General features: G+C 62.3%; 26 protein-coding genes and 1 pseudogene. 17 read left to right on the top strand and 10 right to left on the bottom strand.

Translation table 11 applies throughout. From position 1 onward, the window contains the following. Positions 1–8: 8 nt before the first annotated feature. From ACO07C_RS06360 to ACO07C_RS06375, 4 genes and pseudogenes are all read right to left on the bottom strand, one after another. The gene (locus ACO07C_RS06360; protein WP_421913353.1) at positions 9–347 is read right to left on the bottom strand and encodes an XdhC family protein; all 339 of its coding nucleotides are present in this window, start codon (positions 345–347) and stop codon (positions 9–11) included. A 45-nt stretch (positions 348–392) separates the two neighbouring features. Beyond that, the gene (locus tag ACO07C_RS06365; RefSeq protein ID WP_421913354.1) at positions 393–1,637 is read right to left on the bottom strand and encodes a vWA domain-containing protein; all 1,245 of its coding nucleotides are present in this window, start codon (positions 1,635–1,637) and stop codon (positions 393–395) included. 5 nt (positions 1,638–1,642) lie between these two features. After that, a pseudogene (locus tag ACO07C_RS06370) lies at positions 1,643–2,571 on the bottom strand (AAA family ATPase). Positions 2,572–2,598: 27 nt separating this feature from the next. Then, positions 2,599–3,093, bottom strand: a complete 495-nt coding sequence (locus ACO07C_RS06375; RefSeq protein WP_421913355.1) for a flavin reductase — start codon at positions 3,091–3,093, stop codon at positions 2,599–2,601. 182 nt (positions 3,094–3,275) lie between these two features. Here ACO07C_RS06375 and ACO07C_RS06380 point away from each other — a divergent pair, with 182 nt between their 5' ends. Both ACO07C_RS06380 and ACO07C_RS06385 read left to right on the top strand, forming a co-directional pair. Further along, a complete protein-coding gene (locus ACO07C_RS06380; protein WP_421913356.1) occupies positions 3,276–4,349 on the top strand; it encodes a branched-chain amino acid ABC transporter substrate-binding protein in 1,074 nt (357 codons plus the stop codon). Next, positions 4,349–5,374: a P1 family peptidase gene (locus ACO07C_RS06385; protein ID WP_421913357.1), complete on the top strand. Its 1,026-nt coding sequence runs from the start codon at positions 4,349–4,351 to the stop codon at positions 5,372–5,374. Before ACO07C_RS06380 ends, ACO07C_RS06385 begins: the two co-directional genes overlap by 1 nt. A 9-nt stretch (positions 5,375–5,383) precedes the next feature. On the opposite strand, the gene ACO07C_RS06390 is transcribed toward ACO07C_RS06385, so the two are convergent. Next, on the bottom strand, positions 5,384–5,638 hold the full coding sequence (locus ACO07C_RS06390; RefSeq protein WP_183453061.1) for a DUF2171 domain-containing protein: 255 nt from the start codon (positions 5,636–5,638) through the stop codon (positions 5,384–5,386). A 320-nt stretch (positions 5,639–5,958) separates the two neighbouring features. On the opposite strand from ACO07C_RS06390, the gene ACO07C_RS06395 reads away from it, so the two are divergent. The 3 genes from ACO07C_RS06395 (at position 5,959) to ACO07C_RS06405 (ending at position 8,473) form a co-directional block, all read left to right on the top strand. Further along, positions 5,959–6,372, top strand: coding sequence for a hypothetical protein (locus ACO07C_RS06395; RefSeq protein ID WP_421913358.1), 414 nt, complete (start codon positions 5,959–5,961; stop codon positions 6,370–6,372). Positions 6,373–6,434: 62 nt separating this feature from the next. Then, positions 6,435–7,736 (top strand): adenylosuccinate lyase, encoded by a 1,302-nt coding sequence (gene purB, locus ACO07C_RS06400; RefSeq protein WP_421913359.1) that lies wholly within the window; start codon positions 6,435–6,437, stop codon positions 7,734–7,736. Between the two features lie 8 nt (positions 7,737–7,744). Next, positions 7,745–8,473 (top strand): metallophosphoesterase family protein, encoded by a 729-nt coding sequence (locus ACO07C_RS06405; RefSeq protein WP_421913360.1) that lies wholly within the window; start codon positions 7,745–7,747, stop codon positions 8,471–8,473. Positions 8,474–8,490: 17 nt separating this feature from the next. Here ACO07C_RS06405 and ACO07C_RS06410 read toward each other — a convergent pair whose 3' ends face one another. Further along, complete coding sequence (locus tag ACO07C_RS06410; RefSeq protein ID WP_421913361.1) at positions 8,491–9,306, bottom strand: VOC family protein; 816 nt, start codon at positions 9,304–9,306, stop codon at positions 8,491–8,493. Positions 9,307–9,552: 246 nt separating this feature from the next. On the opposite strand from ACO07C_RS06410, the gene ACO07C_RS06415 reads away from it, so the two are divergent. Next, positions 9,553–10,110 carry an RBBP9/YdeN family alpha/beta hydrolase gene (locus tag ACO07C_RS06415; RefSeq protein WP_421913362.1) on the top strand — a complete coding sequence of 186 codons (558 nt, stop codon included), beginning with the start codon at positions 9,553–9,555 and terminating at the stop codon, positions 10,108–10,110. A gap of 28 nt (positions 10,111–10,138) precedes the next feature. On the opposite strand, the gene ACO07C_RS06420 is transcribed toward ACO07C_RS06415, so the two are convergent. Together ACO07C_RS06420 and ACO07C_RS06425 are read right to left on the bottom strand one after the other, a co-directional pair. Further along, positions 10,139–10,912, bottom strand: a complete 774-nt coding sequence (locus ACO07C_RS06420) for an HpcH/HpaI aldolase family protein (protein WP_421913363.1) — start codon at positions 10,910–10,912, stop codon at positions 10,139–10,141. Between the two features lie 176 nt (positions 10,913–11,088). After that, entirely contained in the window at positions 11,089–11,409 is a 321-nt protein-coding gene (locus tag ACO07C_RS06425) for a DUF1476 domain-containing protein (RefSeq protein ID WP_421913364.1), read from the bottom strand. A 275-nt stretch (positions 11,410–11,684) separates the two neighbouring features. Between ACO07C_RS06425 and purC the strand changes: the two genes are divergently transcribed. The 6 genes from purC to ACO07C_RS06455 all read left to right on the top strand — a co-directional run bounded on the left by purC (position 11,685) and on the right by ACO07C_RS06455 (position 15,235). After that, positions 11,685–12,479, top strand: coding sequence for a phosphoribosylaminoimidazolesuccinocarboxamide synthase (purC, locus tag ACO07C_RS06430; RefSeq protein ID WP_421913365.1), 795 nt, complete (start codon positions 11,685–11,687; stop codon positions 12,477–12,479). Positions 12,480–12,515: 36 nt separating this feature from the next. Beyond that, the gene (gene purS / locus ACO07C_RS06435) at positions 12,516–12,758 is read left to right on the top strand and encodes a phosphoribosylformylglycinamidine synthase subunit PurS (RefSeq protein ID WP_421913366.1); all 243 of its coding nucleotides are present in this window, start codon (positions 12,516–12,518) and stop codon (positions 12,756–12,758) included. A gap of 1 nt (position 12,759) precedes the next feature. After that, complete coding sequence (gene purQ, locus ACO07C_RS06440; RefSeq protein WP_421913367.1) at positions 12,760–13,428, top strand: phosphoribosylformylglycinamidine synthase subunit PurQ; 669 nt, start codon at positions 12,760–12,762, stop codon at positions 13,426–13,428. A gap of 61 nt (positions 13,429–13,489) precedes the next feature. Then, positions 13,490–14,155 (top strand): glutathione S-transferase family protein, encoded by a 666-nt coding sequence (locus ACO07C_RS06445; RefSeq protein WP_421913368.1) that lies wholly within the window; start codon positions 13,490–13,492, stop codon positions 14,153–14,155. After that, positions 14,152–14,568, top strand: a complete 417-nt coding sequence (locus tag ACO07C_RS06450; RefSeq protein WP_421913369.1) for a hypothetical protein — start codon at positions 14,152–14,154, stop codon at positions 14,566–14,568. Before ACO07C_RS06445 ends, ACO07C_RS06450 begins: the two co-directional genes overlap by 4 nt. Positions 14,569–14,572: 4 nt before the next feature. Next, a complete protein-coding gene (locus ACO07C_RS06455) occupies positions 14,573–15,235 on the top strand; it encodes a Pr6Pr family membrane protein (protein WP_421913370.1) in 663 nt (220 codons plus the stop codon). Between the two features lie 32 nt (positions 15,236–15,267). On the opposite strand, the gene ACO07C_RS06460 is transcribed toward ACO07C_RS06455, so the two are convergent. Next, positions 15,268–15,513: a DUF1127 domain-containing protein gene (locus ACO07C_RS06460; protein WP_421913371.1), complete on the bottom strand. Its 246-nt coding sequence runs from the start codon at positions 15,511–15,513 to the stop codon at positions 15,268–15,270. 93 nt (positions 15,514–15,606) lie between these two features. Between ACO07C_RS06460 and ACO07C_RS06465 the strand changes: the two genes are divergently transcribed. The 5 genes from ACO07C_RS06465 to ACO07C_RS06485 all read left to right on the top strand — a co-directional run bounded on the left by ACO07C_RS06465 (position 15,607) and on the right by ACO07C_RS06485 (position 21,045). Then, on the top strand, positions 15,607–17,019 hold the full coding sequence (locus ACO07C_RS06465; RefSeq protein WP_421913372.1) for a PLP-dependent aminotransferase family protein: 1,413 nt from the start codon (positions 15,607–15,609) through the stop codon (positions 17,017–17,019). 165 nt (positions 17,020–17,184) lie between these two features. After that, a complete protein-coding gene (gene purL, locus ACO07C_RS06470; protein ID WP_421913373.1) occupies positions 17,185–19,416 on the top strand; it encodes a phosphoribosylformylglycinamidine synthase subunit PurL in 2,232 nt (743 codons plus the stop codon). After that, positions 19,413–19,916, top strand: coding sequence for a hypothetical protein (locus tag ACO07C_RS06475; RefSeq protein ID WP_421913374.1), 504 nt, complete (start codon positions 19,413–19,415; stop codon positions 19,914–19,916). Before purL ends, ACO07C_RS06475 begins: the two co-directional genes overlap by 4 nt. A gap of 133 nt (positions 19,917–20,049) precedes the next feature. Next, the gene (locus ACO07C_RS06480) at positions 20,050–20,283 is read left to right on the top strand and encodes a BolA/IbaG family iron-sulfur metabolism protein (protein ID WP_227347895.1); all 234 of its coding nucleotides are present in this window, start codon (positions 20,050–20,052) and stop codon (positions 20,281–20,283) included. A gap of 33 nt (positions 20,284–20,316) precedes the next feature. After that, positions 20,317–21,045 (top strand): class I SAM-dependent methyltransferase, encoded by a 729-nt coding sequence (locus ACO07C_RS06485; RefSeq protein WP_421913375.1) that lies wholly within the window; start codon positions 20,317–20,319, stop codon positions 21,043–21,045. A 5-nt stretch (positions 21,046–21,050) separates the two neighbouring features. Here the strand turns inward: ACO07C_RS06485 and ACO07C_RS06490 are convergent, their stop codons facing one another. Continuing rightward, entirely contained in the window at positions 21,051–21,845 is a 795-nt protein-coding gene (locus ACO07C_RS06490) for a phosphodiester glycosidase family protein (protein ID WP_421913376.1), read from the bottom strand. Positions 21,846–21,894 lie beyond the last annotated feature (49 nt).

Below are 21,894 nucleotides of genomic sequence, written 5' to 3' on the forward strand. Positions count from 1 at the left end.
ATCATGCTCTAACCCAGCCTTTCAACATACACCTTGATACGCCCGCCGCAGGACAGGCCGACCTGCCAGGCGGTCTCATCGGCGACGCCGAATTCCAGCATTTTCGCCTTGCCGCTGTCGATGACGTCGATGGCCTCGGCGACCACCGCGCCTTCCACGCAACCGCCCGATACGGAACCATGGAACTTGCCGTCCGCATCGATGACAAGATGACTGCCGACAGGACGCGGCGCCGAGCCCCAGGTCTCCACCACCGTGGCAATGGCAACGTCCTTGCCGTCCTTCATCCAGCCCTCGGCGATGATCAGCGGGTCACGAGCCTCATCAAGATAGATGCTGTTTTCCATCACCGTTTCTCCTGAAGTCTGTTTTTGGCCTGGGCAAACATATGGCTATGCGGCGCGCCTCGCGCCAGCGTCCATCCATCGGCGCGGATCGACCGACCGCGCCGACTTCTTGTCCAGCGACGCGCACAGATCGGCCAGCGCATCGAGATTGTGCACCGAGCGGAACTCGTCGACATGCGGCAGCATCGCCTTGACGCCACGCGCCCTGGCTTCGAAGCCATCGAAGCGCAGCAGCGGGTTCAGCCAGATCAGCCGCCGGCAGGATTTGTGCAGGCGCTCCATCTCCTCCGACAGGCCGGCGACATCGTCGCGTTCGAGCCCATCGGTGATCAGCAGCACCACCGCGCCCTGCCCCAGCACGCGCCGAGACCATAGCCGGTTGAACTCAGCCAGCGTATCACCGATACGCGTGCCGCCCGACCAGTCCTTGACCGCCGCCGAACAGTCGGCAAGCGCGGCATCGGGATCGCGATGGCGCATCTGGCGCGTCAGGTTGGTGAGTCTGGTACCAAAGACGAAGGCATGCACGCGCCGTCGTTTTTCGGTTAGCGCGTGGAGGAAATGCAGGAAAATGCGCGTGTACTGGCTCATCGAACCCGAAATATCGGCAAGCACGACCAGCGGCGGATGAACCTCGCGCGGCGACCGGAATTTCGGCAGGATCAATTCCCCGCCGGTACGCGCGGCCGATCGCATCATGGCGCGCGGATCGATGCGGCGGCCATGCGCATCGGCCTTGAAACGCCGTGTCGTGACCAGATCGAATGGCAATCGCAACTGGCTGATCGCCTTCTTGGCGTCGGCCATCTCCGTCGCGTTCATCTGGGCGAAGTCCTTGCCTCTGAGCACCTCATTGCCGGAGAAGGTGAAACGGGCATCGACCTCGATTTCAGGAATCTCCTGAACCGGCTGGCTCTTCTGATGGCCTTCGAACATCGCCTGGCTGACACGGCTTTCGGCCGCGCGCGGCTTCTGCTTCTCCCTGTTGTCGGGAGCCACCGGCGAAAACATCGCCAGCATCTTTTCGATCAGCTCGCGTGATTTCCAGAACAACCGGAAGGCTTCGTCGAACGTGGCGTGATCCTCGTGCCGGGAAACCAGAACGGCGTGCAGCGTCCAGTAGAAATCGTCGCGGGACCCAATACCGGCGGCCAGGACCGCTTCGATCGCGTCCTTGACCGAGGCCGGCCCCACCCGCATGCCCGATTTGCGCAGCGCGCGGGCAAAGTAGACGATGTTGTCGGCGATCCGCCCGTCCGCTGTCGCCTCCCTGGGCTCGGGGCGCGCCATGGGCGTTACTCCGCCGCCGAAAGCTCGGCCTTCACCTCGTTGAGGATCCGCCGGCCTTCGCCCTGTTCGATGCGGGCAATGTCGTCCTGGTATTTCAGCAGCACGCCTATCGTGTCGGACACGGTTTCGGGATCGAGCGCCACCTTGTCGAGCTCGGTCAGCGCGCCGGCCCAGTCGATGGTCTCGGCAACGCCCGGCATCTTGAACAGCTCGATCTGGCGCAGTTTCTGGACAAACGAAACCACTTCGGCGGAAAGGCGACGATTGGCTTCCGGCACCTTCCGGTGAACGATCTCCAGCTCTCGCTCGGCATTCGGATAGTCGACCCAGTGATAGAGGCAACGCCGCTTCAATGCGTCGTGAATTTCCCGGGTGCGGTTGGTGGTGATGATGACGATCGGCGGCTCTTCCGCCTTGATCGTGCCGAGTTCGGGCACCGTCACCTGGAAATCGGACAGGATTTCGAGCAGGAAAGCCTCGAACGCCTCGTCGGTGCGATCGAGCTCGTCGATCAGGAAGACCGGAGCGGCACCCGCCTTGCCGGTCAACGCATCCAGCACCGGGCGGCGGATGAGATATTTTTCGGAGAAGACGTTGCGCTCCATATCGGAGCGGTCGACCTTGCCGGCAGCCTCCTCCATGCGGATCTCGATCATCTGCGCGGCATAATTCCATTCGTAAACGGCGGAGGAGACGTCGAGGCCTTCATAGCACTGCAGGCGGATCAGCCGGCGGCCGAGCGATTGCGCCAGAACCTTTGCGATCTCGGTCTTGCCGACACCGGCTTCCCCTTCCAGGAACAGGGGCGCTTCATGCGCAGCGACAGGAACAGCACCGTTGCCAGCGATCGGTCCGCGACATAGTCCGCGCCGGTCAGAAGATCGAGCGTCTCGTCGATCGTCCGCGGCACGGCGCGCGGTGTCAGCTCGGTCATTCTCTCTCCGTCGGTGCGGCCTGCCCGTTACAGAACGTGGTAGGCGCGGTCGTGATAGATCAGCGGCCGCAAATTATCGCCGATGCGCAGACCTGTCACCTTGCCAAAAAGCACACGATGCGTGGCCAGATCCTTGGTGTCGATCAATTCGCAATCGAACACGGCGAGCGCACCCTTGAGCGTCGGCGCACCAGTCGAGATCACATCCCACTCGCCAAGCGCGAAACGCTCCTCGACCGGCAGGCCAGTGACGCCGGAAAAGCCGATCGCGAGCGGCTCCTGGTGCGAGGCCAGCGTGTTCAGCGCGAATTTGCCATTTTTCACGAAAGCCTCATTCTTGGCATTCTCGCGATTGAGGCAGGCCAGGATGGTTGGCGGCGTGTCCGACACCGAGCAGGCGGCAATCACCGTCGCGCCACGCCGGCCGGCCGTGCCGTCGGTGCTGACCACATGGACGTGACCGGCAAAATGGCTCATCGCGTCGCGATAGGCCTGCGGCCCAATGTCGTTCTTCTTCAGCACGGGCGATTTTCCACAGTGAGAACCCAACCCGGTATATATTGCGACATATGGCACGCCACAAGCGAAGTGCTTGGCACATATCCGGAAATTCGCGTGTTGCACCAAGGCCGGACAGCCTTTAGGTCTTTGCGCCAAGGGGACCGGGACACGCGTGACCGGTACAAAGGAATGTTTCGACCAGAATGCGACCGGGGACAACGACAATAGCGCTGCTGCTCTGGCTGTCTGTGGCCGGCGGCGCGAGTGCCCAGGCGCTGCTGGTCGGCATCGCCGCGCCGCTGTCGGGACCATCGGCGATCCTCGGCAAGCAGATCGCGACGGGCGCCTCACTGGCGGCCCAGGCGAATGACGTCGATATCAAGACGGTCGATGACGCCTGCTCGGCCGATGGCGGTGCCGCCGCCGCCCGGGAACTCGCGGCGGCCAAGGTCAACATGGTCGTGGGCTTCCTCTGCACCGACGCCATCGAGGCGGCGCTTCCGATCCTGAAGGACGCCAACATACCGGTCATTACGGTGGGCGTGCGCACCGAGAGCCTGACTGACCGGCGTGCCAAGACAGGCTGGCCGATCTATCGTCTCGGGCCGCGCGGCGACGACGAACGCAACGCGGTCGCCACGACCCTCACCCGTCTGTGGCAGAACGAACTGTTCGCCATCATAGACGACGGCACCATCTATGGTCGCGAGATGGCCGAAACATTCCGGGCAGCCGCGGAGCAGGCCGCGCTGAAACCGGTATTCACCGACACGTTCCGGCCGCAGCTCGACAATCAGATCGGCCTCATCGGCAGGCTGAAAAAGGCCGGCGCAACGCATGTCTTTGCTGGCGGCGACGGTGACGACATCGCGATCATGGGCCGCGATGCAGCGCAGCTCAATGCGGGTATCGTGTTTGCCGGCGGCGAAAATTTGCGCACACCGCCTGGTGACGTCCCGTATGCGGTAGGTACTCTGATGATCGCGCCGCCAGAGTGGGCCGATATTGCCGACCCCAAGGTGATGCAGGCATTCGCCGGCCAGAAGATCGTGCCGGACGGCTACACGCTGCCGGCCTATGCGGCGGTTGAGATCGCCAAGGCCGCGTCGGGTTTGTCGGAAATCTCCGCAAAGCCTCTGGCCGATGCGCTCACCGGGCATGACTTCACTACGGCGATCGGGCCAGTCCGCTTCGACGGGAAAGGCGACGTCAGCCAGAGCCTCTACCGCGTCTTCCGCTTCGACGGCACGCGTTTTGTGCATGCGGAAAACAACTGATGTTCAGAACCGGCCCGCGCAATCTGATCACGGATGTTGCGGGCCTGCGCGTCGGCAATGCATCCGACGCCAGGCTGAAGTCCGGCGTGACGACAATTCTCTGCGAGGAGCCCACCGTAGCCGGCGTCCAGATTCTGGGCGGAGCGCCGGGAACGCGCGAGACCGATCTGCTCGAGCCGCACAATTCGGTCGAAATCGTTCACGCCTTGGTGCTTTCAGGCGGCTCGGCCTTTGGCCTCGACGCGGCCTCCGGCGTCCAGGCCGCCTTGCGCGAAAATGGCGTTGGGCTGGACGTCGGCGGGTTTCGCGTTCCGATCGTGCCGGCCGCGATCCTATTCGACCTGCGCAATGGCGGCGAGAAGGATTGGGGCCGCTATCCGCCCTATCGCGAACTCGGCTACGAAGCGGCGCAAGCCGCGACCATCGATTTTGCACTCGGTACTGCCGGCGCCGGCACGGGCGCGCTGACGTCCGGGCTCAAGGGCGGGCTCGGCTCGGCCTCCACCGTGCTCGACAGCGGCGTCACCATCGGGGCACTGGCCGCCGTCAATCCCACTGGCTCGGTGACGATAGGCCGAACCCCCTATTTCTGGGCCGCACCATTCGAGATCGAGGACGAGTTCGGCGGGCTGGGCTATCCCTCGCCAATGCCAGACGACGCGAGAAAGATCCTGCTGAAATTTCGCGACAGGAAGGCTCGAGACAAGGACATCGGCGGCGGCAACACGACCATTGCCATCATCGCCACGGATGCGGTTCTCACCAAGGCCGCTGCGAAGCGCTTGGCCATATCTGCTCATGACGGCTTCGCTCGCGCCATCTGGCCGGCGCACACGCCCGCGGATGGCGATCTTGTTTTCGCTCTGGCGACAGGAAAGAGCGGCACCGAGCTTTCGCCGAACGATGCCATAGACCTCTACGCGATGGCCGGCGCAACGATGGCGAGGGCCATCAGTCGCGGCGTGCACGCCGCGACGCGATCAGATGGCGACCTGTTTCCGGTGTGGTCGTCGCGCTTGGCCTGAGGCGACCGATCAGACGGGGTCCGACTTTTCTTCCTCAAACGTCACCGCTACATCGGAATTCGCGGATAGCCAAACCTTCTTGCCGTCGACCTCGGCAACCAGGGCCAGCGAAATGTAATGGTGATGGCCTTTGTGAGCGCCCTCGCCGCTGTCGGCCCTGGTCAGCTTGATGCGCTGGCCGTCAACCTTGTCGACAGTGCCGACATGCACGCCATCGGCGCCGACGACTTCCATGTGTTCACGAATTTTGCTGGTGTCGGTCATGGTGGTTCTCCATTGGACTGCCGACAATAACAAATGACTGGCCGATTGGATGCATTGCATTTGCTTTATAGGCCTCGCGACGGTGGGGGCCCGCCATGATAGGGATTTGCTCCGCTGGCCGACGAATCGGAGATGCGCTCCCGCTGTCGGCTGTCATTTGCTTGCTCGCGCTTGGGAAACAGGCTGCTGCCACACAGTGACCGGACATCATGACGACATCCGATCAACCCGCGATGGCGAGCGGCGCTCGTGATCGTGTCCGCCGTGCGCTGCCACCACTGCCAGACGCGCTTCTGGGCGGCTTGCTCTGGGGCATGGCGATGGGCACCAGCGCACTGACCAACCTGTTGCTGGCCGGATGGGAAACACCGGCAAAAATCCGGCTGATTTCATTGTTGTTTGCCTCTGGCGGGGCGATTGCCTTCCCCGTCGCACTTTTCCTCGCACGGCTTGTGTCGCTTGGACGGCAGCGGGAAGTCGCCTTGGCGGCGGGTCTTGTCTGCCTCGTCGCTTCGACGATCGGCCTCACCGGAGGGCTGTTCGCCCTGCAGTACCGTTCCTACTATGCCGAGTGGCACGCACCCGCCTTCACCGTCACCTGGGCGTTCCAATTCTCGTTCACCGTGCTGATCGCGCTTTATCAGTTCGCCGTTCTTGGCATCCGGCTCTATTTACCGTTTGGTTTCGTTGCATTGGCTGTCGCTGGGGTCTGGTTTGCGCGACGCCAGCGTTGAGGATTTTGCCCACCTCTGTTAGGACGCGGCCAACGCAACGCGACGCTGGAAAATCAATCGACATGATCCCTCGCTATTCCCGGCCGGAAATGGTCGCCATCTGGTCGCCCGAAACCCGGTTCCGCATCTGGTTCGAGATCGAAGCCTATGCCTGTGATGCGCTGGCCGAACTCGGCGTCATTCCCAAGGAAGCCGCAAGAACCATTTGGGAAAAGGGCGGCGCGGCAACATTCAACGTCGAGGCGATCGATGAGATCGAGCGCGTCACCAAGCATGACGTGATCGCCTTCCTGACCCATCTCGCCGACTTCGTCGGACCGGACGCCCGCTTCATCCACCAGGGCATGACCTCTTCGGACGTTCTCGACACCTGTTTTGCCGTCCAGCTCACGCGAGCCAGCGACATTCTGCTTGCCGACATCGATGGCCTGCTCGCCGCGCTCAAGCGCCGTGCATTCGAGCACAAGGACACCGTTACCATCGGCCGCAGCCATGGCATCCATGCCGAGCCGACGACCTTCGGCATCAAGCTGGCGCAGGCCTATGCCGAGTTCTCCCGCTGCCGCGAGCGGCTGGTGCATGCGCGCGAAGACATTGCCACCTGCGCGATTTCAGGCGCGGTCGGCACCTTCGCCAACATCGAACCCTATGTCGAAGAGTATGTGGCGGCAAAGCTCGGCCTGAAGCCGGAACCCGTGTCGACGCAGGTCATCCCGCGCGACCGCCACGCCATGTTCTTCGCCACGCTCGGCGTCATCGCCTCGTCGATCGAGCGGCTGGCGATCGAAATCCGTCATCTGCAGCGCACCGAGGTGCTGGAAGCCGAGGAGTATTTCTCGCCGGGCCAAAAAGGCTCGTCGGCGATGCCGCACAAGCGCAACCCGGTGCTGACCGAAAACCTCACCGGCCTTGCCCGCATGGTGCGCTCCATGGCGCTGCCGGCGATGGAAAACGTGGCGCTCTGGCACGAGCGTGACATTTCGCACTCCTCGGTCGAGCGCATGATCGGACCGGACGCGACGGTGACGCTGGATTTCGCGCTGTCGCGGCTGACCAGCGTCGTCGACAAGCTGCTCGTCTATCCCGAGAACATGCTGAAGAACATGAACAAGTTCCGCGGTCTCGTGCATTCGCAGCGCGTGATGCTGGCGCTGACGCAGGCGGGCCTGTCGCGTGAGGATTCTTACCGGCTGGTGCAGCGCAACGCCATGAAGGTGTGGGAGCAAGGCGCTGATTTTCTTGAGGAACTATTGGCAGACAAGGAAGTCACCGCCGCCCTACCGGAAGCCGAGATCCGCGAGAAATTCGACCTCGGCTATCACACCAAGCACGTCGATACGATCTTCAAGCGCGTATTCGGATAGGATCTTCAATGCGGCTGGCTGTCGTTTCGGACATCCATGGAAATCTTCGCGCGCTGGAGGCCGTACATGCGCGTATCAAGGAAAGCTCTCCAGACATCGTCGTCAATCTGGGCGACTGTGTCTCCGGCCCGTTGTGGCCGGAGGAAACCACCCAGTATCTGATCGCCGAGAACTGGCCGACCGTTCGAGGCAACCATGACCGGGTTCTGATCGAGCCTCCCGATTCCGGATTGGAAGATATCGATGCATTTGCCCGCCGCTGTCTCTCCGGGACATCCCTGACCTGGCTTTCGACCTTGCCGGCCACCCTGCTGCTGGCTTCGGAAATCCTGTTATGTCACGGCAGTCCGGACAACGACGAGACGTTCCTGCTTGAGGAAGACGGCGGCAATCACTTCTATCCATCCGGTGAAGAACAGGTCAGGCGCAAGCTGGGACGTGCCGATGCCAAGCTGATCTTGTGCGGCCATACACATACGCCACGCGTCGTTCATCTGTCCGACAGTCAGCTGATACTCAATCCCGGCAGTGTTGGCGTCCAGGCGTTCCCCGGCCTCACCGTGACCGGCAGCCCGCACGCGCGCTTCGCGATCGCTACACGAGCTGACGGAAAATGGTCGTTCAGCCAGCGCATGATTGCCTATGATTGGGCGGAGGCCTCCGGACGCGCGGCGGCAACCGGATTCGCCAATTGGGAGCACGGGCTGCTGACAGGCTTCGGAGCGAGGTCCCGGTAAGACCCAACGAATCGTCTTCAGCCAGCCTTGCCAGGCACGCTCCTGATCACCGTGCCCCACGGGTCTTCGCGGGTCGTTTCGCTCGACACATTGTCCGAACGCATTTCGACCCATGAGAGGCCCGAACGAGAGGAGTCGCGGCGGCCGGCGCCGGGGCTCTGCCAGGCATTGGCGCCGATGTGGTGGTGATAACCACCCGACGACAGGAACACCGCCTGGCCACCATATTTGGCTACAGTGTCAAAGCCGAATTCCTGGTTCCACCACGCTTCGGCGTCTTCCGGGCGGCCGACGCGCAGGTGGACATGGCCGACAATGCTGTTTTCAGGCGCCCCCAGCCATCCGGCATCACCCGCCGGGACTTCGGCAAGGACGGACGGAACGTTCAACCGTTCGGTCGCCATCGCCACCTTGTCGCCATTCCACTTCCAGTCCTGCGGACGGCGGTCGGCATAGATCTCGATGCCGTTGCCTTCCGGATCGGTGAGATAGAGCGCCTCGCTGACCAAGTGGTCCGAGGCCCCCTCGATGGCGATCTTGTCGGCGATGGCGTGATTGATCCAGCGACCGAGATCGGCACGGCTCGGCAGCAGAAATGCAGTGTGGAACAGGCCGGCGCTGCGCGGGTCGTCGGGCTTGGCCGCGGCATCCGCCTCGATGACGAGCAGCGGACGATTGGCGGCGCCCAACGTGATCGCGCCATCGGCGCGGCTCAATTCCTGCAGGCCGACGACCTTGCGATAGTAGGCAGCTAGGCTTTCGGCGTCGCGCGCCTTCAACCCGACACGAGAAACGCTGACGGGGGTCGTGGCGGCAAAGGGCAGTTCACTCATCTGATGCTCCGTTCGGGCGGCAGCCGAAGAAAGGTCCCATGCGAGGAGCCCAGCGCCACCGATCATTGTACGTCGTGTCAGTCCCAAAATCCTGGCCATCCACGGCTGTTTCCATTCCCAACAACAAATCGTTGATCGGCATCGTTCACACAAGGTGGCAATATGCGAACATCCTGTTCACTGTTTTGACCAAGCGCGCATTCCGAGACAGTTGCAGGAAGCAGCAGCGCTCGCTATCTCAGCACCATGAAGGTCAAGGACGCAGATATTCTCATCGTGCCGGGATACACCAATTCAGGCCCTGAGCACTGGCAGAGCCGCTGGCAGTCGAAACTGTCGACGGCGCGCCGGGTCGAGCAGGCGGAATGGTCGAAGCCGGTGCGTGACGACTGGACATCAAGCGTGGCTAAAGCGGTCAATGAGGCCGAGCGCCCGGTCGTCATCGTCGCCCATTCGCTTGGTGTCGCGGCTGCGGTCCAGGCCATACCGCAGTTCCGGAAGCCTATCGCTGGCGGCTTCTTCGTGGCGCCGCCCGACGTCGCCAATCCGGAGATAAGGCCGAGGCACCTGATGACCTTTGGCCCCTACCCGCGCGAGCCCCTGCCATTTCCCTCAATAGTCATCGCCAGCCGCAACGATCCATTCTGTGCGTTCGACGTCGCCGAGGACATTGCCGGGGCCTGGGGATCGCTGTTCATCGATGCTGGCGAGACCGGTCACCTCAATGCCGATTCCGGCTTCGGGCCATGGCCCGAAGGATCCATGACCTTCGCCAAGTTCCTGACCGACCTCAAAACCCCGTAGATCGGCCAGCAGCAAGCAAGACCAGGCCTTAGCCCCTGATCGAGTCCTGCACGCTCTTTAGCAGCGTTTTCGCTCCCAGGCCGATCAGCGCGTGCTCCGAACCCATGGCGAGCAGCCTGTAGCCCATCGATACGACGCGGCCGGCGATTGCCGGCTCGACGACATAGATCGCGGCATGCTTGCCGGCCTTGCGGGTACGCTCGGCGACCGACGCAACGGTCTCCATCATGCTTTCCAGCGTCGAACTCACGGTCGCACCGTTGGTCCATGCGATCGAGAAGTCCGACGGGCCGAGGAATATACCGTCGATGCCCGGCGTATCGAGGATGCCATCAAGCGCATCAAGCGCGGCGCGGGTTTCGACCATGGCGAAGGCCAAGGTGCGCTGGTTGGTGTCGCGCAGCCAATCGGCCTGGTCGCCCTTGCCATGGCGCGGGAAGGCATAGGTGGGGCCCCAGGACCGCTCGCCCAGCGGCGGGTATTTCATCGCCGCGGCAAACAGCTTCGCGTCGGCGACGGAATTGACCATTGGTGCGATCACCGCCTCGGCGCCGAAATCGAGCGCGCGGCTTGCCATGTCGAAGCGGCCGACGGGAATGCGCACCAATGCCGGCTTGTTGGCGGCCAGCACCGGAACAAGGCCGCGCAGCACGCTGTCCTCGTGGTGGCCGCCATGCTGCATGTCGAGCGTCACGGCATCGAACCCCTGATTGGCGACAATTTCGACCGTCAGTGCGTCCGGAACACCCGACCATGCCGTGAACAGGGTCTCATCCGCCGCCAGGCGTGATTTCAGGGACATTTGGCGCTTTCCTTGTTGGATAGGCCCGAGGACGGGCCCCGGCACAGTTTCAGCCGGAAACCGTGAAAAAGGCAAAGAAAAACCGCCCGGCTAGGCCGAGCGGTCGATTGGGCCAGTCATTCCTTGATTGTCGCAGGCTCTGTCGCAAAACCGCGGCGGAATCTTGCTTGGCTGGATCAGGTGTTCTTGATCTGCTCGATCGCCTGCGCCATCATTTCATCCATGGTGCGGCGGATCTGATGGTCCGACTGGTCGACGCCGGCTGCATCGAAATCCTTGCGGATCTTGCGGAAAACATCGTGGTCGCCGGCTTCCTCGATGTCGGCGATGACCACCTGCTTGGCATAGGCCTCGGCGTCGTCGCCGGACTTTCCAAGCTTCTCCGCGGCCCAAAGGCCGAGCGCCTTGTTGCGGCGTGCCGCGGCCTTGAACCGGAGCTCCTCGTCGAATGCAAATTTGCGCTCGAAGCCCTCTTCGCGGTCTTTCATGCTGCTCATGGCGTCCCTCCGGGTAAATCCGATTCGTTGGCAGGTGAATATGTGTGTTGCCAAAGCACAAACCAAAAGGTCGCGGACGGGTCAATACGCTTCGTCGCATGCTGCGCTGCGGCATTTCGGTCCCGAAACCAGTTGATTGGAAGGATTTGCCGATTGAGCAAACGATGTGATTGGGATAGACCCGGCATTGAACCCAACCGTCGCCGCACTAATATAGGCAGACGGACAGGAACTGGTCGCTTGCCGCCTGCCCGCAAATCCAGAGAAAAAATCAGATGAAAAATCGCCGCCGCATTTATGAAGGCAAGGCCAAGATCCTCTATGAAGGACCCGAGCCGGGGACGCTGATCCAGTTCTTCAAGGACGACGCGACCGCCTTCAACAAGAAGAAGCACGAAGTGGTCGACGGCAAGGGTGTGCTGAACAACCGCATTTCCGAGCACATCTTCAACCATCTCAACCGCATGGGCATTCCCACCCACTTCATCCGCCGGCTCAACATGCGCGAGCAGCTGATCAAGGAAGTCGAGATCATTCCGCTCGAAGTCGTCGTGCGCAACGTCGCCGCCGGTTCGCTGTCCAAGCGCCTGGGCATCGAGGAAGGCACGGTTCTGCCGCGCTCGATCATCGAATTCTATTACAAGGCGGACGCACTCGACGATCCGATGGTGTCGGAAGAACACATTACGGCTTTCGGCTGGGCGAGCCCGCAGGAGATCGACGACGTGATGGCGCTGGCCATCCGCGTCAACGACTTCCTCTCCGGCCTGTTCATGGGCGTTGGCATCCAGCTCGTCGACTTCAAGATCGAATGCGGGCGCCTGTTCGAGGGCGACATGATGCGTATTGTCGTCGCCGACGAGATTTCGCCGGACTCCTGCCGCCTGTGGGACGTCGCCACGCACGACAAGCTCGACAAGGACCGTTTCCGCCGCGACATGGGCGGACTGGTCGAAGCCTATCAGGAAGTGGCCCGCCGCCTTGGCATCATGAACGAGAACGAGCCGGCGCGCCCAACCGGCCCTGTGCTCGTCGCCTCGACGGATGGCCTCAAGGGCAAGCCTCACTAACCTCAAGACCGATATTCGAACAGGAGCGTTTCCAGCGTGATCAAGGCCCGCATTACCGTCACTCTCAAGAATGGCGTTCTCGACCCGCAAGGCAAAGCGATCGAACACGCGCTGTCGGGATTGGGCTTCGACGGCGTTGGTCTTGTGAGGCAAGGCAAGGTGTTCGACGTCGAGTTGGCCGAAAGCGACAAGTCCAAGGCCGAGGCGGACCTCAAGGCCATGTGCGACAAGCTGCTGGCGAATACGGTGATCGAGAACTACGCGGTGGAGATCGCATAAGGTGAAATCAGCCGTCGTCCTCCTGCCTGGCCTCAACCGTGACCGCGACATGATCGCGGCGCTGACGAAGATTTCCGGAACGCCGCCGGTCACTGTCTGGCAGACCGATACGGAAATCCCCGATGTCGACCTAATCGCCATTCCGGGCGGCTTTTCTTTCGGCGACTATCTGCGCTGCGGCGCGATTGCCGCGCGCATGCCGGTGATGCGGGCGGTCGCCGAAAAGGCGGCCAAGGGCGTCACGGTCATCGGCGTCTGCAATGGTTTTCAGATCCTGGTCGAGGCTGGCCTGTTGCCGGGCGCGCTGATGCGCAACACATCGCTGAAATTCGTCTGCCGGCAGGTCAAGCTGCAGATCACCAATGCCAACACGATGTTCACCCGCCGCTATCAGCCCGGCCAGATCATCCGCTCGCCGGTCGCGCATCATGACGGCAATTACTTTGCCGACGCCGAGACGCTTGCCCGTATCGAAGGCGAAGGCCAGGTGGTGTTCCGCTACGCGGACGGCACCAATCCCAACGGCTCGATCAACGATATCGCTGGCATCATCAACGGCCAGGGCAATGTGCTCGGCCTGATGCCGCATCCCGAGAACCTGATCGAAGCGGCGCATGGCGGCAATGACGGAAGGGCGCTGTTCGAAAGCGCCCTCGGTATTGCCGCTTGAAGTTTGCGACCGCAACCTTAAGAATTGCGGACAAATCAAAACAAGAGGGAGAGAGACGGTCATGAAACTCTATTCGCGGCCGTTGTCGCCCTACTCATCCATCGTGCGGGCACTTGCCTACATCAAGGACGTCCCGCTCAAGATCATCGCGCCGCCGGCCGGATTTCCCATCCCCGAGGAATTCCGCGCCATTTCGCCGCTTAACCGAATTCCGGTGCTGATCACCGGTTCAGGCGAGACGATCGTGGAATCGGTGGTCATCGCCGAATATCTTGAAGAGCGGTTTCCCGAGCCGGCACTGCTGCCGCCCGATTCGAAGGATCGCGCGCTGGTGCGCATGTTCGCCCGCATAACGGATCTCGACGTGCTTACTCCGACAATGAAGCTTTTCGAGCTTCATTTCGGGCCAAAACGCAACGAGACGGAGATCGCGGCGCAGTTCGCCCGCCTGCATCACGGACTGGCGGCCATCGAAGCCCGGATGGCGCAAGGGCCCTTCGCGCTTGGCGACGACATCAGCTTCGCCGACGCCTGGCTGACGCCGACACGTTTCATCTTCAACAATTTCCGGGCGATGACAGGACATCATGACCTGCTTGACGCCTATCCCAAATTCGATGCCTACGAGCAGATCGCCTCGCAGCATCCGGCACTGTCGCGCGTCTGGGGCGAGATGACGGATGGGTTGAAGATCTTTCTTTCCGAACTGGAGATGGGTGCAGCGTGACCACGAGACAGACGACTGTTCGCCTCACTCTTGTCGCTGCCGCCGGCCTTCTGATTGCTTCCTGCCAATCGAGCCCGACGAGCACGCCAGTTCCTTCGGGCAAGAGTGCCGGACTTCTTTCCATGGAACAGGTGGCGATCGCCGCCCACAAATGCTGGATCGCAAGCAAGGACCCGGCTTTCAAATCATACCAGATGGCGAACGAACTGAACTCGTTCAGCGGCACACCGCGCTTCCTGCTGGTTCCAGCCAACCATTACGGCGGAAAACCGTTGCTGGTGGTGCAGGCCAAGGGCAATTCGAGCCGTGTCGACGCATTTGGTCCGCTGATGGCCCAACCGCTTGGCGCGCGTATCGGCTCGGACATCGCCCGCTGGCAGACGGGCAATCCGTCCTGCAGCGCGTCGGCATGACACCGTGGGCCGGTTCCTGCAGGTTGCGGGTCTGGTCATCGGTCTGGCCGCGCTTGTCCTGCAGTTCTGCATCACCATCCTGGCATCCATGGACGCCGGTCGCGGTTTCCTCGGCTCGATAGTATTTTATTTCAGCTTCTTCACCATCCTGACGAATATCGGTGCCGTGCTGGTTCATGCCTCGCTGCTGTCACCGAGCGGCTACGCCTGGCTGCCGGCCTTTGCCGGTCCGCGCATGCGGGCTGGCGTTGCGGTGTCCATCGCCCTGGTCTTCATCGTCTATGCCACCGTGCTGGCACGACTTTGGCAGCCACAAGGCCTGTTCCTGCTCTGCGACGTCCTTCTGCACTATGTGACGCCGGTGCTCTTCGTGCTGTGGTGGCTGGTGGCGGGCACTGACGGGTCAACGCGATGGCGCGACATTTCCTGGTGGGTAGTCTACCCGATCGCCTATCTGATTTATGCGCTGGCCCGGGCGCCTATCGCCGGTGAAGTGCCCTACCCGTTCCTCGACGCCGCCAAGAATGGCTGGATGAGCGTGGCCGTCTGGTCGCTCGCGATCACGGCGCTCTTTCTTGTCCTGTGCGTGATTGTCGTGCTTGCGGACCACGGCCTCTCAGCCACCAGGGCGCCCAACAGACGGGTGCACGCACGGAAGAAGGCTTGATGCCCTCCATATCTGGAAGGCACCGGCTTTTCTCAATCCCAGATCGGCCGGATGCCCTCGCGGTGGGCGTCGCAGCGGGATAGGCCGATGTCCTTTAGCTGATCATCCGTCATTTCAAGCAATGCCAGGCGGCTGCGCCGACGCTCCATCAAGTCATCGATCCAGAGCGCCAACGATGTAGCCATCCGCACGAGGCGACGGACGTAGCCGCGCCGGGCCGAGGGGCGCACAGCCTGTCCAAACATATCCGCGTGATGGATTGTCTCTATTGTACCCATTTTATTGCTACCAGAAGTTCCTATTGCACCCTTTTTGCCACGCGATTGATATGTATTGACTCATTGTGCTGCGCAATATAGAAAATTGTCACCATGACAAATTGGCTTCCTGACCTAACCACCGGTTCCGGGCCGCTGTACCAGCGCCTTGCCGACGCCATCGAGGCCGACATCGACAAGGGCACGATCGATCCCGGGGCAAAATTGCCGCCACAGCGGGATCTCGCCTATGATATCGGCGCGACTGTCGGCACGGTTGGCCGGGCCTACCAACTGCTGCGCGAGCGCGGGCTGGTGAGTGGCGAGGTCGGACGTGGAACCTATGTGCTCGGGCAACGCGCGGACGGCGCCGAACCCAATCTGTTGCCGGCCAATGACGAGGGTACCCGGTACATCGACGCGCCCCGCGACAAGTTGCGGTTCGACAGCACGGCGGCACCTGACATCGGCCAAGGCGCTATCGTCGCAGACGTTCTGTCGCGCACTGCGCAGGACCATCCGCACGAAATCTCAAGCTACACACGCGATTTTCCAGACCGCTGGTACGAAGCGGGCGCTCGATGGCTGTCGCGAAACGCCTTTCGCCCTGCCGCCGATGCCATTGTGCCCACGCTTGGCACCCATGCCGCGGTGATGGGGGCAATCGCGGCGCTGACGACGCCCGGCGAGTATGTCGCCTTCGAACACCTCACCTATTCGCAGATTTCCCGCAGCGCCGGACTGATCGGCAGACGGACGGCGTTGGTGGCCTCGGACGAGGACGGCGTCGATCCCGATGATTTCGAGCGCGTCTGCGCGCAAAAGCATCCCAAAATGATCTTCCTGATGCCGACGGCGCAGAATCCGACACTTGTGACCCTGTCGGCGGAGCGCCGCGCGGCGATTGCGCGTATCGCACGCGAATACAATGTTATTCTCATCGAGGACGACCTCTATGGCAATTTGACCGACGACCCGACGCCGCTGCTCGCCGAATATGCGCCCGAACGAACCATCGTTGCCGGCGGCCTGTCAAAATCGGTGGCAGCCGGCGTGCGCGGCGGCTGGCTCTCCTGCCCGCCCGCCTACCGCCACCGCATCCGGGTTGCCCATAAGATGATGACCGGCGGCATGCCTTTCCTGCTGGCGGAGGTGAATGCCCGGCTGGTGCTGTCTGGTCAGGCCAGCGATATCCGCAAGGGCAGCATCGCCGAAATAAGCGCTCGCACGGCCATCGTACGCGAGACCCTGGCCGGCTTCACGTTCAAGTCACATGAAAGGGTGCCGTTTGTCTGGCTTACCTTGCCCGATCCATGGTTATCCGGGACATTCAAGAATGCCTGCCTGGAGCACGGCGTGCTGATCGATGACGAAGACGAGTTCAAGGCTGGCCGCTCCGAGCAGGTCTTTCACGGTGTCCGCTTCGGCATATCGCAGCCAAGGCAGCGCAAGGACATCGCCGAAGGGGTTGCGGTGATCAGACGTCTGCTGGACGAAGGCCGCGCCGGTTACGACAGCTTTTCCTAAGTCTCCAACCGCTTCACGGGCCAACGAACGCCAGCTATCCCGGATTGGCCTGTGGCTTTGTCCGGTTTTCGTGCTTTTTTCGCCAATACATGGGTGTATCGGCCTGTCGGCTTGCGATAAGAGGAGACTCAAAATCCCCACTTCCATGGACACAAATCGCCGCCCATGACCATTTCCAATTCCGTGCCGATCACCCCCGAGCTCATCGCCGCGCATGGGCTTAAGCCCGACGAGTATCAGCGCATCCTCGACCTCGTTGGCCGCGAACCGACCTTTACCGAACTCGGCATCTTCTCGGCGATGTGGAACGAGCATTGCTCATACAAATCCTCGAAGAAGTGGCTGCGCACCCTGCCGACCACCGGACCGCAGGTCATCCAGGGGCCCGGCGAGAATGCCGGCGTCGTCGACATCGGTGACGGCGACTGCGTCGTCTTCAAGATGGAGAGCCACAACCACCCCTCCTACATCGAGCCCTACCAGGGTGCGGCAACCGGCGTCGGCGGCATATTGCGCGATGTCTTCACCATGGGAGCGCGGCCGATCGCGGCGATGAATGCACTGCGCTTCGGCGCGCCCGACCATCCCAAGACCCGGCATCTCGTCTCCGGAGTGGTTTCGGGCGTCGGCGGTTATGGCAATGCCTTCGGTGTTCCGACCGTAGGCGGCGAGGTCAATTTCGATGCCCGCTACAATGGCAACATCCTGGTCAACGCCTTTGCGGCGGGCCTTGCCAAGACAGACGCCATCTTCCTTTCGGAAGCCAAGGGCGTTGGCTTGCCGGTCGTCTATCTCGGAGCCAAGACCGGCCGCGACGGCGTCGGCGGCGCCACCATGGCGTCCGCCGAGTTCGACGACAAGATCGATGAGAAACGCCCGACCGTGCAGGTCGGTGACCCCTTCACCGAAAAATGCCTGCTCGAAGCCTGCCTCGAACTGATGGCGTCCGGCGCCGTCATCGCCATCCAGGACATGGGTGCCGCCGGCCTCACCTGTTCCGCTGTCGAAATGGGCGCCAAGGGTGACCTCGGCATCGAGCTCGATCTCGACAAGGTGCCGGTGCGCGAGGAGCGCATGAGCGCCTATGAGATGATGCTTTCGGAAAGCCAGGAGCGCATGCTTATGGTGCTGCGCCCGGAGAAGGAAAAAGAAGCCGAAGCGATATTCCACAAATGGGGGCTCGACTTCGCCATCGTGGGGAAGACCACCGACGATTTGCGTTTCCGCGTCCTGCATCAGGGCGACGAGGTCGCCAATTTGCCGATCAAGGATCTTGGCGACAAGGCGCCGGAATATGACCGCCCTTGGACCGAGCCGAGAAAGCCGGCGCCGCTCGCCGCCAACGACGTTCCACAGGCCGATGTCGCCGATGCGCTGCTGAAGCTGCTCGGCGGACCGGACCTGTCCTCGCGCCGCTGGGTGTGGGAGCAGTACGACACGCTGATCCAGGGCAATTCGCTGCAGCTCCCCGGCGGCGACGCCGGCGTGGTGCGCGTCGAAGGCCATCCGACCAAGGCACTCGCCTTCTCCTCCGATGTCACGCCGCGCTATTGCGAGGCCGATCCCTATGAAGGCGGCAAGCAGGCCGTGGCCGAATGCTGGCGCAACCTGACAGCCACCGGCGCGCTGCCGCTCGCTGCCACCGACAACCTCAATTTCGGCAATCCGGAACGGCCGGAAATCATGGGTCAGTTGGTCGGCGCGGTGAAAGGCATAGGCGATGCCTGCCGCGCGCTCGGCTTCCCGATCGTTTCCGGCAACGTCTCGCTCTACAACGAGACCAATGGCCAGGGTATCCTGCCGACACCGACCATCGGCGGCGTCGGCCTGATTGCAGACTGGTCGAAGATGGTGCGGACCGGCTTTGCCGCCGAGCGCCAGATGATCCTGCTGGTCGGCGCCCCCGCCTCATGGGGAACGCATCTCGGCCAGTCGGTCTACTTCAGGGATATCCACGGCCGCGCCGACGGCCCGCCGCCGCCGGTCGACCTTGATCATGAGAAGCGCGTCGGCGACCATGTGCGCGCCTTGATCGCGTCCGGCATCGTCACGGCGGCGCATGACGTTTCCGATGGCGGCATCGCCGTCGCGCTTGCCGAAATGGCGATCGCATCCGGCATTGGCGCGACCGTTCCAGGGCTTGTCGGCACAGATCCGATCCCGGTCTGGTTCGGCGAGGACCAGGGCCGCTATCTCCTGACACTGTCGATCGACCCGCATGGCGACGAGTGGGACGCCATTCGCAAACAGCAGGGCGAACTCGGCATTTTCGCGCCGTGGATCGGCTCGACCGGTGGCAGCGAGTTGAAGCTTGGCGAGGCGCGCGCAATACCGGTCAGCGAGTTGACCTCGGCCCATGAAGGCTGGTTCCCGCGCTTCATGGACCAGGCCAGTTGACCAGACTGGCTGCCCGGGCGCTGCTTGCAGTCGTTTTCTGGCCGTCGCTGTTCTTCTTCTGGTTCCTGGGACCGTTCGTTTTTTTCCTGCTGTCGACGACCTCGAGTGAGGTTTGCGCCAGGCTGGAGACGCGTGGTGAATTCCTCGCCGCTGCGAATGCCACCATTCCAATGCTTGCCGTTCAGAACCTGATCTATGCGGTTCCGATCGTCTGCCTGGTGCTGTGGGGCCGCCTTGCGCCAGAGCCGGCGCGGGCAAGGCATATCGTCACCTGCATCAAGCTTTTTGTCATCGCGGCGGCTGTAGGCGCGGTGTGGGAGTACGGTTCGTCGCTTGTATGCGACGGCTACGGCCTGTCGTTCTTCTCGCCGTCCTGGCAGATGACGAGTTATCTTCCCATTGTCAGCCTGGTCATCAACGTTCCACTTTATGTGCTAGCCTTCAGTCTTGGCCGCGCCTTCTCGACCCGAGAGGACGAGCCGGAAGCCGACGCAAGCTAGCAGATCAGCTCGGCACTCCGATTTGCCGCAATGGAACAGACCGGCTTCAATCCGGAGCCGAAAGGCTTTAGGTTCTGGCGAGTCACATCGTCGCATGGGCCGCTCGTCTGCCCGCTATAGACAGGATCAAGCCATGGCAATGGATGCCCACGACATCGAGAAACTGATCAAGGACGGCATTCCGGACGCCAAGGTGACGATTCGTGACCTGGCCGGCGACGGTGACCACTATGCGGCTGAAGTGGTGGCCGAGAGTTTCCGCGGCAAGAGCCGCGTGCAGCAGCACCAGATGGTCTACAACGCACTGCAGGGCAATATGGGCGGCGTTCTGCACGCCCTGGCGCTGCAGACCAGTGTGCCTGACTAAGGCGTCTCCTTTCAACCTACAGAGACCGACAAGATGACCTGCGATACGCCGATCGCCAAGCCAGCCTATGCTGCGTTTGCCGATCGCTACGATGCGCTTGCTCCAACCAAGCCGCACAATGCGCTCTACGAACGCCCCGCGTCCCTGGCGCTCGTAGGCGATGTCGCCGGCCTCGACATTCTCGATGCCGGTTGCGGCTCCGGCATCTGCTCGGAAAAGCTGGCAATTGCGGGCGGGCGTGTCCGTGCCTTCGACGTCACGCCGGAAATGACGGCGCTGGCCCGCGAGCGATGCGCGGGGCTCGACGTGGATATTCGGGAGGGCGACATGTCGAAGCCGCTGGACTGGATTGTCGATGGCAGCGTCGATGGCGTGCTATGCTCGCTGGCACTGGATTATGTCGAGAACCTCCAGCCGGTTTTCGCCGAATTCCACCGCGTCGCCCGGCCAGGCGGCTGGCTGGTCTTTTCCATGGGGCACCCGATGCGCGACTGGGCGGATGTTCGCGCCAGGGGTGAGAAGACCTATTTCGAAACCAATCGCTGGGGCATGCACTGGAGCGGCTTTGGCGAACCCAATCCATATGTCGAATCCTATCGCAGGCCACTCGGTGACATCCTCAACGGCCTCACCGGCACCGGTTGGACACTCGACCGTTTCGTCGAGCCGCTTCCCGTTGCCGAAATGCGAACCGTAGACCCCCGGCATTTTGCCGAGCTCAGTCGGGCGCCCGCGTTCATCTGCGTGCGTGCGCGGAAATAGATCGCCTATTGTTTTGCAGTCACGGCAATGATCGGCCCTACCGGGGATTTTCCACCCACGATCATCCTGCCGCCATCCGATAGCGCCGAGATGGCACCGTCGAAGAACAGCGCATTGGGGCACTGCAGCGCGTCTCGGAACAGGCGCGCGAAGCTGCCGAGGCTGACTTGGGATCGTGAGATCGCCAGCACGATGGTGCCATCGACCCGGACACCGACGCCGTTGCGGATGAAACGCGAGGTGCCGTTCTCTTCAAAGCGAGGATGGATGTGACCGTCGATGACCAGCATCGGGCCAGACTGCGTGGCGAACATCGCCTGGGGCTTCGCGGCGGCGAATGCCGTCGTTTCCATGACGGCTGCCTTGCCGTCCTTGCCGATCATGAAGACGCCATTTGGCTTCAGGAAGAAATTGCCGGCGCCGTCGGCGAGGTTGAGCGGCGCCTCCTCCTGCCCGTTCTCGACGAGCAGTCCGACCGGTGTCAGGTCCTCGTGATACATGCCGGCGTTCATGGACAACAGGACTGGCCTGCCCTGCGCCGACATCGCCTCGTCGAATGTCTCCAGCGAGCCGAAAGCCTTGCCGTCATCGGCCTTGAGGAAAACCGCGACATCATGGCCGCGCGGGTCGATCTCGCAGACGACATAGGAGACGGCCTCGAAATCGAGGTCGCGGCAAGGACCCGGCAATCCGCCACCGACGACAAGCGGCGGGCGCACAGGCGACGGGCGCCACCAGACCAAGGCTAGCGAAACAAGAAGAACGGCGGTCAGCATTCCGGCAAGGTATCGGGTTTTCATCATTCTTCACGGAAGTGGGACGCTTGGACGCTTGGCCCAACATCGGGCC

The organism is Mesorhizobium sp. (genome assembly GCF_965229135.1).
Taxonomy (GTDB): Bacteria; Pseudomonadota; Alphaproteobacteria; order Rhizobiales; family Rhizobiaceae; genus Mesorhizobium.

Coding starts and splice junctions, on each gene's coding strand:
- ACO07C_RS06490 (WP_421913376.1), bottom strand. CDS start 21,845: ATGAAAACCCGATACCTTGCCGGAATGCTGACCGCCGTTCTTCTTGTT.
- ACO07C_RS06380 (WP_421913356.1), top strand. CDS start 3,276: ATGCGACCGGGGACAACGACAATAGCGCTGCTGCTCTGGCTGTCTGTG.
- ACO07C_RS06445 (WP_421913368.1), top strand. CDS start 13,490: ATGAAACTCTATTCGCGGCCGTTGTCGCCCTACTCATCCATCGTGCGG.
- ACO07C_RS06415 (WP_421913362.1), top strand. CDS start 9,553: ATGAAGGTCAAGGACGCAGATATTCTCATCGTGCCGGGATACACCAAT.
- ACO07C_RS06485 (WP_421913375.1), top strand. CDS start 20,317: ATGACCTGCGATACGCCGATCGCCAAGCCAGCCTATGCTGCGTTTGCC.
- ACO07C_RS06365 (WP_421913354.1), bottom strand. CDS start 1,637: ATGGCGCGCCCCGAGCCCAGGGAGGCGACAGCGGACGGGCGGATCGCC.
- ACO07C_RS06410 (WP_421913361.1), bottom strand. CDS start 9,306: ATGAGTGAACTGCCCTTTGCCGCCACGACCCCCGTCAGCGTTTCTCGT.
- ACO07C_RS06395 (WP_421913358.1), top strand. CDS start 5,959: ATGGGCACCAGCGCACTGACCAACCTGTTGCTGGCCGGATGGGAAACA.
- ACO07C_RS06385 (WP_421913357.1), top strand. CDS start 4,349: ATGTTCAGAACCGGCCCGCGCAATCTGATCACGGATGTTGCGGGCCTG.
- purB (WP_421913359.1), top strand. CDS start 6,435: ATGATCCCTCGCTATTCCCGGCCGGAAATGGTCGCCATCTGGTCGCCC.
- ACO07C_RS06360 (WP_421913353.1), bottom strand. CDS start 347: ATGGAAAACAGCATCTATCTTGATGAGGCTCGTGACCCGCTGATCATC.
- ACO07C_RS06420 (WP_421913363.1), bottom strand. CDS start 10,912: ATGTCCCTGAAATCACGCCTGGCGGCGGATGAGACCCTGTTCACGGCA.
- ACO07C_RS06480 (WP_227347895.1), top strand. CDS start 20,050: ATGGCAATGGATGCCCACGACATCGAGAAACTGATCAAGGACGGCATT.
- ACO07C_RS06405 (WP_421913360.1), top strand. CDS start 7,745: ATGCGGCTGGCTGTCGTTTCGGACATCCATGGAAATCTTCGCGCGCTG.
- ACO07C_RS06465 (WP_421913372.1), top strand. CDS start 15,607: ATGACAAATTGGCTTCCTGACCTAACCACCGGTTCCGGGCCGCTGTAC.
- ACO07C_RS06460 (WP_421913371.1), bottom strand. CDS start 15,513: ATGGGTACAATAGAGACAATCCATCACGCGGATATGTTTGGACAGGCT.
- purL (WP_421913373.1), top strand. CDS start 17,185: ATGACCATTTCCAATTCCGTGCCGATCACCCCCGAGCTCATCGCCGCG.
- ACO07C_RS06390 (WP_183453061.1), bottom strand. CDS start 5,638: ATGACCGACACCAGCAAAATTCGTGAACACATGGAAGTCGTCGGCGCC.
- ACO07C_RS06425 (WP_421913364.1), bottom strand. CDS start 11,409: ATGAGCAGCATGAAAGACCGCGAAGAGGGCTTCGAGCGCAAATTTGCA.
- purC (WP_421913365.1), top strand. CDS start 11,685: ATGAAAAATCGCCGCCGCATTTATGAAGGCAAGGCCAAGATCCTCTAT.